The organism is Streptomyces spinoverrucosus, from assembly GCF_006539505.1.
GTDB lineage: Bacteria > Actinomycetota > Actinomycetes > Streptomycetales > Streptomycetaceae > Streptomyces > Streptomyces spinoverrucosus.
The window spans coordinates 162,650-178,149 of record NZ_BJND01000007.1 but is presented as its reverse complement, the minus strand read 5'-3'; the positions used below and the strand labels follow the sequence as shown (position 1 = coordinate 178,149).

The 15,500-nt window shown below is 70.9% G+C and carries 16 protein-coding genes and 1 pseudogene; 7 read left to right on the top strand and 10 right to left on the bottom strand.

Annotated features, from left to right (window positions below):
• The first annotated feature begins 11 nt into the window (after positions 1 to 11).
• Positions 12 to 443: a DUF7144 family membrane protein gene (locus SSP24_RS05240; protein ID WP_229864767.1), complete on the top strand. Its 432-nt coding sequence runs from the start codon at positions 12 to 14 to the stop codon at positions 441 to 443.
• A gap of 6 nt (positions 444 to 449) precedes the next feature.
• Here SSP24_RS05240 and SSP24_RS05235 read toward each other — a convergent pair whose 3' ends face one another.
• Complete coding sequence (locus SSP24_RS05235) at positions 450 to 806, bottom strand: ArsR/SmtB family transcription factor (RefSeq protein WP_141307584.1); 357 nt, start codon at positions 804 to 806, stop codon at positions 450 to 452.
• Between the two features lie 57 nt (positions 807 to 863).
• Between SSP24_RS05235 and SSP24_RS05230 the strand changes: the two genes are divergently transcribed.
• From SSP24_RS05230 to SSP24_RS05220, 4 genes and pseudogenes are all read left to right on the top strand, one after another.
• On the top strand, positions 864 to 2,720 hold the full coding sequence (locus SSP24_RS05230; protein WP_141307583.1) for a heavy metal translocating P-type ATPase: 1,857 nt from the start codon (positions 864 to 866) through the stop codon (positions 2,718 to 2,720).
• 9 nt (positions 2,721 to 2,729) lie between these two features.
• Positions 2,730 to 2,909 (top strand): annotated as a pseudogene (locus tag SSP24_RS42695) (hypothetical protein); the annotation flags it as partial.
• A 49-nt stretch (positions 2,910 to 2,958) separates the two neighbouring features.
• Positions 2,959 to 4,440 carry a DNA-3-methyladenine glycosylase 2 family protein gene (locus SSP24_RS05225; protein ID WP_280527077.1) on the top strand — a complete coding sequence of 494 codons (1,482 nt, stop codon included), beginning with the start codon at positions 2,959 to 2,961 and terminating at the stop codon, positions 4,438 to 4,440.
• Positions 4,441 to 4,449: 9 nt separating this feature from the next.
• The gene (locus tag SSP24_RS05220; RefSeq protein WP_141307582.1) at positions 4,450 to 4,932 is read left to right on the top strand and encodes a methylated-DNA--[protein]-cysteine S-methyltransferase; all 483 of its coding nucleotides are present in this window, start codon (positions 4,450 to 4,452) and stop codon (positions 4,930 to 4,932) included.
• Here SSP24_RS05220 and SSP24_RS05215 read toward each other — a convergent pair.
• Positions 4,929 to 5,654, bottom strand: a complete 726-nt coding sequence (locus SSP24_RS05215) for an SIR2 family NAD-dependent protein deacylase (RefSeq protein ID WP_141307581.1) — start codon at positions 5,652 to 5,654, stop codon at positions 4,929 to 4,931. The genes SSP24_RS05220 and SSP24_RS05215 overlap by 4 nt on opposite strands.
• Before the next feature lie 81 nt (positions 5,655 to 5,735).
• Here SSP24_RS05215 and SSP24_RS05210 point away from each other — a divergent pair, with 81 nt between their 5' ends.
• Positions 5,736 to 5,936, top strand: a complete 201-nt coding sequence (locus SSP24_RS05210; protein ID WP_141307580.1) for a type II toxin-antitoxin system VapB family antitoxin — start codon at positions 5,736 to 5,738, stop codon at positions 5,934 to 5,936.
• Between the two features lie 12 nt (positions 5,937 to 5,948).
• Here the strand turns inward: SSP24_RS05210 and SSP24_RS05205 are convergent, their stop codons facing one another.
• Entirely contained in the window at positions 5,949 to 6,440 is a 492-nt protein-coding gene (locus SSP24_RS05205) for an NUDIX domain-containing protein (RefSeq protein ID WP_141307579.1), read from the bottom strand.
• Positions 6,441 to 6,506: 66 nt separating this feature from the next.
• On the bottom strand, positions 6,507 to 7,586 hold the full coding sequence (locus SSP24_RS05200; protein ID WP_141307578.1) for an ADP-ribosylglycohydrolase family protein: 1,080 nt from the start codon (positions 7,584 to 7,586) through the stop codon (positions 6,507 to 6,509).
• Positions 7,587 to 7,756: 170 nt separating this feature from the next.
• Here SSP24_RS05200 and SSP24_RS05195 point away from each other — a divergent pair, with 170 nt between their 5' ends.
• Complete coding sequence (locus SSP24_RS05195) at positions 7,757 to 8,905, top strand: glycerate kinase (RefSeq protein ID WP_373306635.1); 1,149 nt, start codon at positions 7,757 to 7,759, stop codon at positions 8,903 to 8,905.
• 207 nt (positions 8,906 to 9,112) lie between these two features.
• Here the strand turns inward: SSP24_RS05195 and pssA are convergent, their stop codons facing one another.
• The 6 genes from pssA to SSP24_RS05165 form a co-directional block, all read right to left on the bottom strand.
• Entirely contained in the window at positions 9,113 to 9,964 is an 852-nt protein-coding gene (pssA, locus tag SSP24_RS05190; RefSeq protein WP_141307577.1) for a CDP-diacylglycerol--serine O-phosphatidyltransferase, read from the bottom strand.
• The gene (locus SSP24_RS05185; RefSeq protein ID WP_141307576.1) at positions 9,951 to 10,607 is read right to left on the bottom strand and encodes a phosphatidylserine decarboxylase; all 657 of its coding nucleotides are present in this window, start codon (positions 10,605 to 10,607) and stop codon (positions 9,951 to 9,953) included. Before SSP24_RS05185 ends, pssA begins: the two co-directional genes overlap by 14 nt.
• 170 nt (positions 10,608 to 10,777) lie before the next feature.
• Positions 10,778 to 11,983 (bottom strand): acyl-CoA dehydrogenase family protein, encoded by a 1,206-nt coding sequence (locus SSP24_RS05180; RefSeq protein WP_141307575.1) that lies wholly within the window; start codon positions 11,981 to 11,983, stop codon positions 10,778 to 10,780.
• Positions 11,984 to 11,985: 2 nt separating this feature from the next.
• Complete coding sequence (locus SSP24_RS05175; RefSeq protein ID WP_019757884.1) at positions 11,986 to 12,498, bottom strand: MaoC family dehydratase; 513 nt, start codon at positions 12,496 to 12,498, stop codon at positions 11,986 to 11,988.
• 5 nt (positions 12,499 to 12,503) lie between these two features.
• The gene (locus tag SSP24_RS05170) at positions 12,504 to 13,466 is read right to left on the bottom strand and encodes an HpcH/HpaI aldolase/citrate lyase family protein (RefSeq protein WP_141307574.1); all 963 of its coding nucleotides are present in this window, start codon (positions 13,464 to 13,466) and stop codon (positions 12,504 to 12,506) included.
• Positions 13,463 to 15,490 (bottom strand): ethylmalonyl-CoA mutase, encoded by a 2,028-nt coding sequence (locus tag SSP24_RS05165; RefSeq protein WP_141307573.1) that lies wholly within the window; start codon positions 15,488 to 15,490, stop codon positions 13,463 to 13,465. The genes SSP24_RS05170 and SSP24_RS05165 overlap by 4 nt, the downstream gene beginning before the upstream one ends.
• Positions 15,491 to 15,500 lie beyond the last annotated feature (10 nt).

The window sequence follows — 15,500 nt, the reverse complement described above, 5'->3', positions numbered from 1 at the left end:
GGACGGCCGCCATGGCTCAGCACGCTGCACATCCGACGGGACCGCAGGCCGCACCGATGGGCCGCCGTGAGGGGTGGGTGACCGGCGGCACGGTGTTCGCCGGTGTGCTGATGTTGTGCGGTGGTCTGCTCGCGGTGCTCCAGGGCATCGCGGCGATCGCCGCGGACGACGTCTACGCCCGCGTCGGCACCTACGTCTACGAGCTGAACCTCACCGGCTGGGGCTGGATCCACCTGGTCGTCGGCGTCCTCGTCGCCGTCACCGGCTGGGGTCTGCTGATGGGGGCGGCCTGGGCACGGGTCGCCGGTATCACCCTGGCCGCACTGAGCCTGATCCTGCAGTTCCTCTTCCTGCCGTACCAGCCCGTCTGGTCGGTCGTCATGATGGCGATCGACGTGTTCGTGATCTGGGCGCTGGCCTCGTACCGGGAACCCGCCCGCTGAACCGCCCTACTCGGCGACGTCGCTGATGCCCAGCCGCAGGTGCTCCACGTGGTACACGGCCTGGTCGAGGAGTTCGGCGACGTGGTGGTCGTGCAGCGCGTAGACGATCGACCGGCCGCGCCGCTCGCCGACCACCAGCCCGAGGTTGCGCAGCAGCCGCAGCTGGTGCGAGCAGGCGGACTGCTCCATGCCGACCTCGGCCGCCAACTCCGTGGCCGGCAACGGCCCTTCGCGCAGCCGCGCCAGGATCAGCAGGCGGGACGGGGTGGACAGGGCCTGGAGTGTGGTGGCCACCTTGGCGACGTTGGCCTCGTCCAGGCGTACGCGCTCGACGGCTGCGGGGGTGACGGCTCCATGACCCATGACCGGTATCGTACCCGTCGTATATGAACGCATGAATGACTCTTCATACGTTCCTATATGGTGGCTCGTGTCCTGCCCGAGGCACGCTGGGCGCTGGCCGCGCTGGTGGCCTTCCTGCTCGGCCTCGCCCTGGACCTCGGCGGCGCCCCCGCCTGGGCGTTCGGCCCGCTGTATGCCGTCGCGTACGTCACCGGCGGCTGGGAACCGGCGCTGGAGGGGCTGCGGGCGCTGCGCGAGAAGACCCTCGACGTCGACCTGCTGATGATCGTCGCGGCGCTGGGCGCGGCGGCGATCGGGCAGGTCCTCGACGGGGCCCTGCTGATCGTCATCTTCGCCACCTCCGGCGCGCTGGAGGCGCTGGCCACCGCCCGCACCGCCGACTCCGTGCGCGGGCTCCTCGACCTCGCCCCCACGACCGCGACCCGGCTCACGACCGACGGGCGCGAGGAGACCGTGCCGACGTCCGAACTCGCTGTCGGGGACGTGCTGCTGATCCGGCCGGGGGAGCGGATCGGCGCCGACGGCCAGGTGCTGGACGGCACCAGCGAGGCCGACCAGGCGACCATCACCGGCGAGCCCCTGCCGGTGCTCAAGCGCCCCGGCGACGAGGTCTTCGCGGGCACCCTCAACGGCAACGGCGCCTTGCGTGTCCGTGTGGAGCGCGACCCCGCCGAGTCGGTCATCGCCCGGATCGTGACGCTGGTCGAGGAGGCGTCCCGGACCAAGGCGCCGACGCAGCTGTTCATCGAGAAGGTCGAGCAGCGGTACGCGGTGGGCGTGGTGGCCGCGACGCTCGCCGTGTTCGCCGTGCCGCTCGCCTTCGGCGCAGAGTTGGCGGACGCGCTGTTGCGGGCGATGACCTTCATGATCGTCGCCTCGCCGTGCGCGGTCGTGCTGGCGACGATGCCGCCGCTGCTGTCGGCGATCGCCAATGCCGGGCGGCACGGTGTGCTGGTCAAGTCGGCGGTGGCGATGGAGCGGCTCGGGGAGATCGACACCGCGGCGCTCGACAAGACGGGCACGCTCACCGAGGGCGCGCCCGAGGTGACGGACGTACGACCGCTGCTGGGCTCCGGGCTCGACGAGGACGGGCTGCTCGCCCTCGCGGCGGCGGCCGAGCATCCCAGCGAGCATCCGCTGGCGCGGGCGATCGTGAGCGCGGCCCGGGGCAGGGGGCTGCCCATCGCGGCGGCCGAGGACTTCACGGCCCTGCCCGGGCTGGGCGTCACGGCCGTGGTGGACGGGCGCGAGGTGCGGGTCGGCCGCGCGGAGGGCGACGCGGGCCGGGACGACGGCGCCACCGTCGTACGGGTCCTCCGCGACGGCACCCTCGCCCTCACCGACCGCCTCCGCGCCGACGCCCCCGCGACCACCGCCGCCCTCACCGCCCTGACCGGCACCGCGCCCGTCCTGCTCACCGGCGACAACGCGCACACCGCCGCCCGCGTCGCCGACGCCACCGGCCTCACGGACGTCCGCGCGGACCTGCTGCCCGAGGACAAGGTGAAGGCCGTACGGGAACTCCAGGACCGCGGCCGCAAGGTGCTCTTCGTCGGCGACGGCGTCAACGACGCGCCCGCCCTCGCCGCCGCGCACTCCGGCGTGGCGATGGGGAGCGCGGGCGCCGACCTCGCGCTGGAGAGCGCGGACGCCGTCGTCGTACGCGACGAACTCGCCACCGTCCCGGCGGTCGTACGCCTGTCCCGGGCCGCCCGCCGCCTCGTCGTCCAGAACCTGGTCATCGCCGGTACGTTCATCACGGTGCTGGTCATCTGGGACCTGGCTGGTCATCTGCCGCTGCCGCTCGGTGTCGCCGGGCACGAGGGGTCGACCGTGTTGGTGGGGCTGAATGGGCTGCGGTTGCTGCGGGAGTCGGCGTGGCGATCCGGGGTGGTTCAGGACAGCAAGGGTTGATGTGGGGTTCTCGTCATCGCCGGTACGTTCATCACCGTGCTGGTGGTCTGGGACCTGGCTGGTCATCTGCCGCTGCCGCTCGGTGTCGCCGGGCACGAGGGGTCGACCGTGCTGGTGGGGCTGAACGGGCTGCGGTTGCTGCGGGAGTCGGCGTGGCGATCCGGGGTGGTCCAGGACAGCGAAGGTTGATGTCGGATTCTCGCCAGCGTCGGCCCGTCCGGTGGTCGATGCTGGACGCATGCAGAAGGGGATGCACACCGACACCGAGCGCTGTCTGCGGGCCGTTCAGGCCAAGGACGCGCGCTTCGACGGCTGGTTCTTCACCGCCGTCCTGACCACCGGGATCTACTGCCGGCCCAGCTGCCCCGTCGTGCCGCCCAAGCCGGAGAACATGGTGTTCCACCCGAGCGCGGCGGCCTGCCAGCAGGCCGGTTTCCGGGCGTGCAAGCGCTGCCGCCCGGACACCAGCCCCGGCTCCCCGGAGTGGAACCAGCGCGCCGACCTCGTGGCCCGCGCCATGCGGCTGATCGCCGACGGCGTCGTGGACCGCGAGGGCGTGCCCGGCCTCGCCGCCCGGCTCGGCTACAGCGCCCGGCAGATCGAACGCCAGCTGCTCGCCGAACTCGGCGCGGGCCCGCTCGCCCTGGCCCGCGCCCAGCGCGCCCAGACGGCCCGGCTGCTCATCGAGACGACGGCACTGCCCATGGCGGAGATCGCCTTCGCGGCAGGCTTCTCCTCCATCCGCACCTTCAACGACACCGTCCGCGAGGTCTACGCCCTCACCCCCAGCGACCTGCGCGCCCGGGCGCCGCGAGGGCCCGCCGGAGGCACCCCGGGCGCCCTGTCGCTCCGCCTCCCATTCCGCGCCCCGCTCAACCCCGACAACCTCTTCGGCCACCTCGCCGCCACCGCCGTACCCGGCGTGGAGGAGTGGCGCGACGGCGCCTACCGCCGCACCCTCCGCCTCCCGTACGGCCACGGCATCGCGGCGCTCACCCCGAAGCCCGACCACATCGCCTGCCGCCTCACCCTCAGCGACCTGCGTGATCTGCCCGTCGCCATCAGCCGCTGCCGCCGGATGCTCGACCTCGACGCCGACCCGGTCGCCGTCGACGACCAGCTGCGGGAGGACCCTCTGCTGGCGCCCCTGGTCGACAAGGCCCCGGGCCGCCGCGTCCCGCGCACGGTCGACGAGGCGGAGTTCGCCGTACGGGCCGTGCTGGGCCAGCAGGTCTCCACGGCCGCCGCCCGCACCCACGCGGCCCGCCTGGTCACCGCACACGGCGAGCCGGTCGACGACCCCGAGGGCGGGCTCACCCACCTGTTCCCGTCGGTGGACGCGCTCGCGTCGGTGGACCCCGAGTCACTCGCCATGCCCCGCACCCGCCGCACCACCTTCACCACCCTCGTCGGCCAACTCGCCGACGGCTCACTGCACTTGGGCGTGGAGAGCGACTGGCCGCAGACCCGCGCCCAGCTCCTGGCCCTCCCCGGCTTCGGTCCCTGGACGGCCGACGTCATCGCGATGCGCGCCCTCGGCGACCCCGACGCCTTCCTCCCCACCGACCTCGGCATCCGCCGTGCCGCGGGGGAGCTGGGCCTGCCGTCCACACCGTCCGCGCTCACCGCACGGGCGGCGGCCTGGCGCCCCTGGCGGGCGTACGCCGTCCAGTACCTGTGGGCGACCGACAGCCACCCGATCAACTTCCTTCCGGTGTAAGGACTCCCCATGCGACAGCACACCGTCATCGACAGCCCGTACGGCCCCCTCACCCTCGTCGCCGAGGACGGCGTCCTGTGCGGCTTGTACATGACCGACCAGTGCCACCGTCCGGCGGAGGAGACCTTCGGTGAACGGGACGAGACGCCTTTCGGTGAGACCATCGACCAGTTGACGGCCTACTTCGGCGGTGAGCTGAAGGAGTTCACCCTCGAACTGCGTTTGAACGGCACCCCCTTCCAGCGCACCGTCTGGGACCAGCTCCGCCGTATCCCCTACGGCGAGACCCGCTCGTACGGCGAACTGGCCGACGCCCTCGGCAACCCCAACGCCTCCCGCGCGGTCGGCCTCGCCAACGGCAAGAACCCCATCGGCATCATCGTCCCCTGCCACCGCGTGATCGGCGCGAGCGGCAGCCTCACCGGCTACGGCGGCGGCCTGGAACGCAAGCAGCGCCTGCTGGACTTCGAGCGCGGCGAGGGCCTGTTCTAGTCACTCAGCGTGCGCAGCAGCTCCGGCAGCGCGGTCCCGATCGGCTCCCGTACGACCTCGTCGGCGAGTTCGTCGTACGGCGTCGGCTCGGCGTTGACGATGACGAGGCGGGCGCCGTGGTCGGCGGCGACCCCCGCGAGCCCGGCGGCGGGCTGCACCTGCAGACTCGTCCCGACGGCGATGAACACCTGGCAGGCCTTGCTGATGGCGAGCGCCTCACCCAGCACGACCGGATCGAGGCGCTCGCCGAACATGACGGTCGCCGACTTCAGGATCCCGCCGCACTCCAGGCACGCCGGATCGTCCTCACCGGCCTCGACGCGCGCGATCGCGTCCGCCATCGGGCCGCGCGCATGACAGCCCGTGCACGCCACACTCCGCGCGCTGCCGTGCAGTTCGAGCACCTTGCGGGCGGGCATCCCGGCGAGCTGGTGCAGCCCGTCCACGTTCTGCGTGATCACCCGCACCGGCACCCCGGACCGCTCCAGCTCCGCCACCGCCCGGTGCGCGGCGTTCGGCTGCGCCTGCAGCGTCCGGTTCTTGCGCCGCATCTGCCAGGAGCGCCGACGGATCTCCGGATCGCCCATGTAGTACTCGTACGTCACGAGCTTCTCGGCCTCCGGATCCCGCCGCCACAGGCCGTTCGGGCCGCGGTAGTCCGGGATGCCGGAGTCGGTGGAGATGCCGGCGCCGCTGAGGATGGCGACGAGGGGCTTGGTCATGCGATCGAGGGTAGGGCGGGGAGGGCGGACGGCGAACAGATTGTCGGGTCGGCTGGGCGTGGCTGCTGCTAGGGTCCGCGCATGGCAAAGGTCAACGTCTCGCTCGACGCCGAACTCGTCGTGGAGGCCATGGTGCTCTCGGGCGTCGGCAACCCCCAGGACACCGTCGAGGTCGTCCTGCGCGACTACATCGAGCGCGGCCACCGCACGGAGGCCAGGATCGCCCAGCGGGACGAGGCACTGCGCGAGGTCGACGCCAAGCCGCGGGACGTGGAGGGCTGACCTCGGACCGGGTCAGCCGACCCGGTGGCCGTTCTCCAGCTCTACCGTCTCCGAGCCGTTCTCCAGGGCGTCCAGAGCGGCCACCACGCGGCGGCCCGTGGCGCCGGGCAGGTGGTCCAGGAGGTCGGCGGGCGCGACGAAGCGCCACGACAGCAGCTCCTCCTCCTGCAGCCGGATCGCCTTGATGTCCTCCGGGCTCAGGACTCCGCCGTCGTATAGGTACGCCACCAGCGGCGGCCGGGCCGTTCCGTGCACCCAGTCCACGGCGAGCAGCCGCCCGAGTTCGCGGTCCAGGCCGATCTCCTCCGCGGTCTCGCGGCGCGCGCCCTGCCGTGGGGTCTCGCCGTCGTCGGACTCGATCGTGCCGCCCGGCAGCGCCCAGCCGTCACGGTAGTTGGGCTCGACGAGTAGCACACGGCCCTCGGCGTCCCGGAAGAGGGCGGCGGCACCGGCGAGGACGCGCGGCAGGCTCGCGATGTACGTGGCGAAGTCAGGTGTGGTCACCCTGGACAGGGTAACCAGCGCACAGGGCCGCCTTCTGCGGCGCACGAGGCCCCGGAACGCGCCGCCCTACGCTTCTGACTCCGCCTGCGCCAGTCGCAGGGTGCGTTCCGCCAGTTCGCTGATCCGGACGCCGTCGAAGCCGAAGACCGCGCTGCGGACCGTGTCCTCAAGGGGCTCCTTCCACTGGGCCGGGATCGCGTCCGCGCCGGTCAGCACGCCGGCCACCGAGCCCGCCGTGGCGCCGTTGGAGTCCGTGTCCAGGCCGCCGCGGACGGTCAGCGCGAGCGTCCGCGTGAAGTCGCCGTCGCCGTACAGCAGCCCCGCGGTGAGCACGGCGGCGTTCGGGATCGTGTGGATCCAGCCCAGCCCGGCGGTCTCCTCGGCCGCCGTGGTGAGCGTGTCCTCCCAGGTCATCCGGGTCTCGTGGAGCGAGATGACCCGGCGGACCGTGCGCGCCAGGCGGCTGCTCGCCGGGACGACGGCCAGCGCCTCGTCCAGGGCGTGCCGGACGGTGGGCGCGGTGAACGCCGCCGAGATCAGCGCCGCCGCCCACATCGCGCCGTAGACGCCGTTGCCGGTGTGCGAGAGCACCGCGTCCCGGCGGGCCCGCGCGGCCGCGCGGCGGGGCGCGCCGGGGCAGGTCCAGCCGTAGATGTCGGCGCGGATCAGAGCGCCGATCCACTCCTGGTACGGGTTGTCGTACGTCGCCGTCAGCGGCGGCTTCAGCCCGCTCGCGAGGTTCCGGTACGCCGCCCGCTCGGCCGTGAAGGTCTGCAGATACGGCAGCCGCAGCAGCCACAGGTCGCCGACCTGCTCGGTGCTGAAGCCGAAGCCGTGGGTCTCCAGCAGGTCCAGGCCGAGGATCGCGTAGTCGACGTCGTCGTCGCGGCAGCTGCCGTGGATACGGCCCCGGACGCACTGACGCCACTCGGGACGCAGTTCGATGGCGGAACCGCCGGGCGGCGGCTCGGGGAAGTAGTCGGTGAGGGGCAGGGCGGAGGCCTGCCGCAGGTAGTCGTCGATACGGTCCCGCGTCCACAGGTCGCCCTGCTCGACCGGTTTGCCCAGCATGTTGCCCGCGATCCGGCCCAGCCAGCCCCCCAGGACGCGGTCGGCGAGCTCTGGCTCGCTGCCCACAGGGGTCATGGTTCCGGTTTACCCACTTCCGGCCACCGTCACAGGCCCTCCTCAGCCGGTAGCCGGGGGATTCCGGGGACCGGGCAGGGGCATGACGTGGGGGGTGTCCTGCGGTTAAGGTCGCAGCGGCGCGACTGGCCCTGACGTGCGCGGGGCCCGGAGAGCAAGGGGAAGACAAGGTGGCTGACGCTGTGGACGGCGCCCGCGGGGTGCTCATCGCCGCGGACAAGTTCAAGGGGTCGCTGACGGCCGTACAGGTCGCCGAGCGGGTGACGGCCGGGCTGCGCCGCGTCGTGCCGGACCTCGCCGTGGAGGCGCTGCCCGTGGCCGACGGCGGCGACGGGACCGTGGACGCGGCGGTCGCGGCCGGGTTCGAGCGGCGTGAGGTACGGGTCGCGGGGCCCCTTGGGCACGAGGTGACGGCCGCGTTCGCGCTGCGCGGCGACACCGCGGTGGTGGAGATGGCCGAGGCGAGCGGGTTGCAGCGGCTGCCGGCCGGGGTCTTCGCGCCGCTGACGGCGTCCACGTACGGGTCCGGGGAGCTGCTGCGGGCCGCCCTCGACGCCGGGGCGCGCACGATCGTCTTCGGGGTCGGGGGCAGTGCGACCACGGACGGCGGCGCGGGGATGCTGTCCGCGCTCGGGGCGCGGTTCCTGACGGCCGACGGGGAGCCGGTGACGCCGGGCGGCGGGGGGCTGGGCGAGCTGGCGTCCGCCGACCTGTCGGGGCTGGACGCGCGGCTTTCCTCGGTGGAGCTGGTGCTGGCCAGCGATGTCGACAATCCGCTGACCGGGCCGAAGGGTGCGCCCGCGGTGTACGGGCCGCAGAAGGGGGCCTCGCCGGACGACGTGGCGACGCTGGACGCGGCGCTGGGGCACTTCGCGAAGGTGCTGGAGGAGGCCGTGGGGCCGAAGGCGGGCGAGTACGCCGGGGCGCCGGGGGCCGGTGCGGCGGGTGGCATCGGGTACGGCGCCCTGCTGATCGGCGCGCGCTTCCGGCCCGGCATCGAGGTCATGCTCGACGTACTGGGCTTCGCGCCCGCGCTGGAGCGGGCGGATCTGGTGATCACCGGCGAGGGGTCGCTGGACGAGCAGACCCTGCACGGCAAGGCTCCGGCGGGGGTTGCCGCGGCGGCACGGGCGGCGGGCAAGGAGGTCGTCGCGGTGTGCGGGCGGCTTGCGCTGACGCCTCAGGCGCTGGGGCAGGCGGGGATCCGGCGGGCGTACCCGCTGACGGAGGTCGAGCCGGACGTGGCGAAGTGCATCGCGGACGCCGGTCCGATCCTGGAGCGGACGGCGGAGCGGATCGCGCGGGACTTCCTGGGCTGAGCTCGGGTTTCCTCGCCCCCGCCGCTCGAACCTTTCAGCGCCGGTCGGCAACAACCAGCCCGTCCGGCGTTTGAGGACGAGGCCCGTTCAGGGCCGAAGCGGGGGTCTGGGGGCGGCAGCCCCCAGCGAGGTCCGCACCAACGCCGGGTTCCGGACAAGCGAAGGGCCCCGAACCCAACCCGGTCCGGGGCCCCACCCAGCGGAGCGCTACGGCTGGGCCGCCCGCGCCTCGCGCCGGTTGTCGCGGAAGTTGTTCACCCGGCGGGCCGTGGCGAACAGCGGGATCACCGCGCCCATGACCAGCTGCAGCGCGCAGCCCGTCTGCAGCAGCAGCTGCCCGCTGGGGGCGCCGAAGGCCCAGGCCACCAGCAGACCCATGCTCAGCACGATCCAGGTGAGCATCGCGCCGGCCAGGCGGCCCCGCGGCTTGGGGTACTCGACGCGGCTCACCATCAGCCACGCGGTGCCCAGGATCGCCAGCAGCGTCGCCACGAACGGCAGCTCAAGCAGCACGATCGCGACGACCGTCAGCGCGCCGAAGGGGCTCGGCATGCCCTGGAACATGCCGTTCGTCGGCGTCACACAGGAGAATCTCGCGAGTCTCAGCACCACGGCGAGCAGGACGACGATCGCGCCGACCGCCGCCACCCGCTGGTGCGCGTCGTCGGCGACCATGCCGTAGACCAGGACGAAGTACGCCGGGGCCAGGCCGAAGCTGATCAGGTCCGAGAGGTTGTCCAGTTCGGCGCCCATGGGGGAGGAGCGCAGCTTGCGCGCGACCAGGCCGTCGAACAGGTCGAAGACCGCGGCGCAGAGCATGAGGATGACCGCCGTGGCCGCGCTGTGGCGGGCCATGCCGGTTTCCTGGCTGCCGGTGAGGTGCGGGATCAGGATGCCGGTGGTGGTGAAGTACACCGCCATGAAGCCGCAGGTGGCGTTGCCCAGGGTGAGGGTGTCCGCTATCGAGAGGCGCAGAGAGAGGGGCATCTCCTCCTCTTCGTCCTCCGCATCCGCCTCCGGGACCCAGCCCGGCTGCGTCCCGGGATCAGTCACGGTCAATGCGAGTCACCCCAGCCACGGTCTTCTGGCCGACCTCCACCGCGACCTCGACGCCCTCCGGCAGGTACAGGTCGACGCGCGAGCCGAAGCGGATCAGGCCGATCCGCTCCCCCTGCTCGACCTTGGTGCCCTGCGGGACGTAGGGGACGATACGGCGGGCCACGGCGCCGGCGATCTGGATCATCTCGATGTCACCGAGCTCGGTGTCGAAGTGCCACACGACCCGCTCGTTGTTCTCGCTCTCCTTGTTGAAAGCAGGAACGAAACCGCCGGGGACGTGCTCGACCGACGTCACGGTGCCGGCCAGGGGAGCGCGGTTGACGTGGACGTTGAGCGGGCTCATGAAGATCGCGACCCGGGTGCGTCCGTCCTTCCACGGCATGATGCTCTGCACCACACCGTCGGCCGGCGAGATGACCCGGCCCTGGGCGATCTCACGCTCGGGGTCGCGGAAGAACCACAGCATCCCCGCCGCGAGCGCGGTGGCGGGGACGGCGACGGCCTTCGCTGCGCCGGAGCGGCGCGCGCGGGCCAGGCTGAGGGCTGCGGTGGCGACGGTCGGCAGAAGCCACGGCGATGCTCCGCGCGCGAGGCGTACGCCGACCAGGCTGTCGCGATGTGCAGAGGTTTGGCTGTGGGGCATGGATGACCTTCGTAGCGGATGATGCCGCGCTCTGACGGGGGACGGCGGCTTTCCGGCGATCGTAGCGGCTAAGCGCCACAACTGGGTAAGTCAGGAAGCCGAGTCGACGGCCGAAGAGTGCCTACGGGGTGTGATCTTCTTCTCGAAGAAAACACCCCGTTTCCAGACATTCAGCCCTGGAACCGATACTCTTCGAGCAACCTTCGGCCGATGATCATTTTCTGGATCTCGGCGGTACCTTCACCGATCAGCAGCATCGGGGCCTCGCGGTAGAGGCGCTCGATCTCGTACTCCTTGGAGAAGCCGTAGCCGCCGTGGATCCGGAAGGCATCCTCCACGACCTCCTTGCAGTACTCGGAGGCGAGGTACTTCGCCATCCCGGCCTCAAGGTCGTTTCGCTCCCCGGAGTCCTTTTTGCGTGCCGCGTTGACCATCATGGCATGCGCGGCCTCGACCTTGGTAGCCATCTCGGCGAGCTTGAACTGGATCGCCTGGTGCTGGGCGATCGGCTTGCCGAAGGTGTGACGCTGCTGGGCGTACCGGACACCGAGTTCGAACGCACGCTGAGCGACGCCACAGCCACGCGCCGCCACATTGACGCGGCCGACCTCGACGCCGTCCATCATCTGGTAGAAGCCGCGGCCGGTGACCCCGCCGAGCACGCGATCGGCCGGAATCCGCAGGCCGTCCATGATGAGCTCGGTGGTGTCGACGCCCTTGTAGCCCATCTTGTCGATCTTGCCCGGGATGGTCAGACCGGGACGGACCTCACCGAAGCCGGGCTCCTTCTCGACCAGGAACGTGGTCATCGACTTGTGCGGCGCGGTGCCCTCGGGGTGACCTTCGTCACTTCGCACCAGAACGGCGACCAGGGACGACGTACCCCCGTTGGTCAGCCACATCTTCTGACCGTTCAGGATGAATTCATCCCCGTCACGGACCGCCTTCGACGTGATCGCCGACACATCGGAGCCCAGCCCCGGCTCCGACATCGAGAAGGCGCCACGGATCTCACCGGCCGCCATCTTCGGCAGGAAGTAGTCCTTCTGCTCCTGCGTGCCGTGCTGCTTGAGCATGTACGCCACGATGAAGTGCGTGTTGATGATGCCGGACACCGACATCCAGCCGCGGGCGATCTCCTCGACGCAGAGGGCGTACGTCAGGAGGGACTCGCCCAGGCCGCCGTACTCCTCCGGGATCATCAGGCCGAACAGGCCCAGCTCCTTGAGGCCGTCGACGATCTGCTGCGGGTACTCGTCGCGGTGCTCCAGCTCGGTCGCGACCGGGATGATCTCCTTGTCCACGAAGTCGCGGACGGTGGAGAGGATCTCCTGCTGGATGTCCGTCAGACCAGCGGTCTGGGCGAGACGGGCCATGGCTACTTCTCCTGCTGCTTCAGCTCCGGGCGGCCCGGCTGCTCGCCGCCGCGCTCCTTGATGTACGTCTCGGTCGGCACCATCACCTTGCGGCGGAACACGCACACCAGCGTGCCGTCCTGCTTGTAGCCCTTGGTCTCGACGTAGACGATCCCGCGGTCGTTCTTCGACTTCGACGGCCACTTGTCCAGCACGGTCGTCTCGCCGTAGATCGTGTCGCCGTGGAAGGTCGGCGCCACGTGCTTGAGCGACTCGATCTCCAGGTTGGCGATCGCCTTGCCGGAGATGTCCGGGACGGACATACCGAGCAGCAGCGAGTAGATGTAGTTCCCGACGACGACGTTCTTGCCGAAGTCCGTCGTCTTCTCCGCATAGTTGGTGTCCATGTGGAGCGGGTGGTGGTTCATGGTGAGGAGACAGAACAGGTGGTCGTCGTACTCGGTGACCGTCTTGCCCGGCCAGTGCTTGTACGTCGCCCCGACCTCGAACTCCTCGTAGGTGCGCCCGAACTGCATCGCGCTCACGCCTCCGGAATCTCGAACTGGCTGGTGCGCTGCATGCCGGCGGCGCGTCCCTTGCCCGCGATGACCAGCGCCATCTTGCGGCTGGCCTCGTCGATCATCTCGTCGCCGAGCATCGCGGAGCCCTTCTTGCCGCCCGCCTCGGACGTGTAGTAGTCGTACGCGTCCAGGATCAGCTCGGCGTGGTCGTAGTCCTCCTGCGAGGGCGAGAAGATCTCGTTGGACGCCTCGACCTGGCCCGGGTGCAGCACCCACTTGCCGTCGAAGCCGAGCGCCGCGGCGCGCTGCGCGACCTCGCGGTAGCCGTCGATGTTGCGGATCTGGAGGTAGGGGCCGTCGATCGCCTGGAGGTTGTTGGCGCGGGCGGCCATCAGGATCTTCATCAGGATGTAGTGGTAGGCGTCCGCCGGGTAGCCGGGCGGCTGCTCGCCCACGACCAGCGACTTCATGTTGATCGACGCCATGAAGTCGGCCGGGCCGAAGATGATCGTCTCGATGCGTGGCGAGGCCTGCGCGATCTCGTTGACGTTGTTCAGGCCCTGCGCGTTCTCGATCTGCGCCTCGATGCCGATCCGGCCGACCTCGAAGCCCATGGTCTTCTCGATCTGGGTCAGGAGCAGGTCCAGAGCGACGATCTGCTGGGCGTCCTGGACCTTCGGCAGCATGATGCAGTCCAGGTTCGGGCCCGCACCCTCGACGACCGTGACGACATCTCGATACGTCCACTCGGTCGTCCAGTCGTTGACGCGCACGACCCTCGTCTTGCCCGTCCAGTCGCCCTCGTTGAGGAACTTGACGATGGTGTGCCGCGCCTCCGGCTTGGCGAGCGGCGCGCACGCGTCCTCCAGGTCCAGGAAGACCTGGTCGGCCGGGAGGCCCTGCGCCTTCTCCAGGAAGCGGGGGTTCGAGCCCGGTACCGCCAGGCAGGAACGCCGGGGACGAAGGCGGTTGACCGTGGTCATGCGGGGACCTCCAGGGGGTCGAGCTTGTTCGCTGTGCGGATCTCGTCGACGATACGGCCGATGATCCCGGTGATGTCGAAGTCCTTCGGGGTGAAGACCGCGGCCACTCCGGCGGCCCTGAGCTGCTCGGCGTCGCCGTTCGGGATGATCCCGCCGGCGATCACCGGGATGTCGGTCGCACCGGCCTCGCGCAGCCGGTCCAGTACGTCCGGGACCAGCTGGGCGTGCGAGCCGGAGAGGATCGACAGGCCGACCGCGTGCACGTCCTCGGCGAGGGCGGCGTCCACGATCTGCTCGGGCGTCAGCCGGATGCCCTGGTAGACGACCTCGAAGCCGGCGTCACGCGCACGGACGGCGATCTGTTCGGCGCCGTTGGAGTGCCCGTCCAGGCCCGGCTTGCCGACCAGGAAGCGCAGCTTGCCGACGCCGAGGTCCTGGGCCGTCACCTCGACCTTGCGGCGCACCTGGGACATGGCGCTGCCCTCCTCGGCGGGGACGGCCACCGGCGCCGACGACACGCCCGTCGGCGCGCGGAACTCGCCGAACACCTCGCGCAGGGCCCCCGCCCACTCGCCGGTCGTGACCCCGGCGCGGGCGCACTCCAGGGTGGCCTCCATGAGGTTGCCGGTGCCCTTGGCGGCCTCCTTCAGCCGGTCCAGCGCCTTGCAGGGGCGGGGGTGGTTGAAGGGCGGCTGGTAGCGGGTGTCGCGCCAGTTCTGCAGCGAGGCGATGACCCGGGCCTCGACCGCCGGGTCGACCGTCTGGATCGCGGTGTCCAGGTCGGCGGTCAGCGGGTTCGGCTCGGTCGTCTCGAAGATGTTGACGCCGACGATCTTCTCGTCGCCGGACTCGATCCGCGCCCGGCGCTCGGCGTGCGAGGCGACCAGCTGCGACTTGAGGTAGCCGGACTCGACGGCGGCCATCGCGCCGCCCATCTCCTGGATGCGGTCGATCTCGGCGAGGGACTCCTCGACGAGTTCGCTCACCTTCGCCTCGATCACCTTCGAGCCCTCGAAGATGTCGTCGTACTCCAGCAGGTCGCTCTCGTGCGCGAGCACCTGCTGGATGCGCAGGGACCACTGCTGGTCCCAGGGGCGCGGCAGGCCCAGCGCCTCGTTCCAGGCGGGCAGCTGCACGGCACGCGCGCGTGCGTCCTTCGAGAGGGTCACGGCCAGCATTTCGAGGACGATCCGCTGGACGTTGTTCTCCGGCTGCGCCTCGGTCAGGCCGAGGGAGTTGACCTGGACGCCGTAGCGGAAGCGGCGGTGCTTGGGGTTCTCGATGCCGTACCGCTCGCGTGTGACCTTGTCCCAGATGCGGCCGAACGCCCGCATCTTGCACATCTCCTCGATGAACCGGACACCCGCGTTGACGAAGAACGAGATGCGGGCGACGACATCGCCCTTGCGGTCCTCGGGAACCTGGCCGGAGGCGAACACCGCGTCGAGCACGGCGATCGCGGTGGACATCGCGTACGCGATCTCCTGAACCGGAGTGGCGCCCGCCTCCTGCAGGTGGTAGCTGCAGATGTTGATCGGGTTCCACTTCGGGATGTTGTTGACCGTGTACGCGATCATGTCCGTCGTCAGCCGGAGTGAGGGCCCCGGCGGGAACACATGCGTCCCGCGCGAGAGGTACTCCTTGACGATGTCGTTCTGCGTCGTGCCCTGGAGCTTGGTGATGTCCGCGCCCTGCTCCTCCGCGACGACCTGGTAGAGCGCCAGCAGCCACATGGCCGTGGCATTGATGGTCATCGAGGTGTTCATCTGCTCCAGGGGGATGTCCTGGAACAGCCGGCGCATGTCACCGAGGTGCCCGATCGGCACGCCGACCCGGCCGACCTCGCCGCGGGCGAGGATGTGGTCGGAGTCGTAGCCGGTCTGCGTCGGCAGGTCGAACGCCACCGACAGACCCGTCTGACCCTTGGCGAGGTTGCGCCGGTACAACTCGTTGGACGCCTCGGCCGTGGAGTGACCGGCGTAGGTGCGCATGAGCCACGGCCGGTCCTTCTGACGCTCAGTCATGCACCGCTCC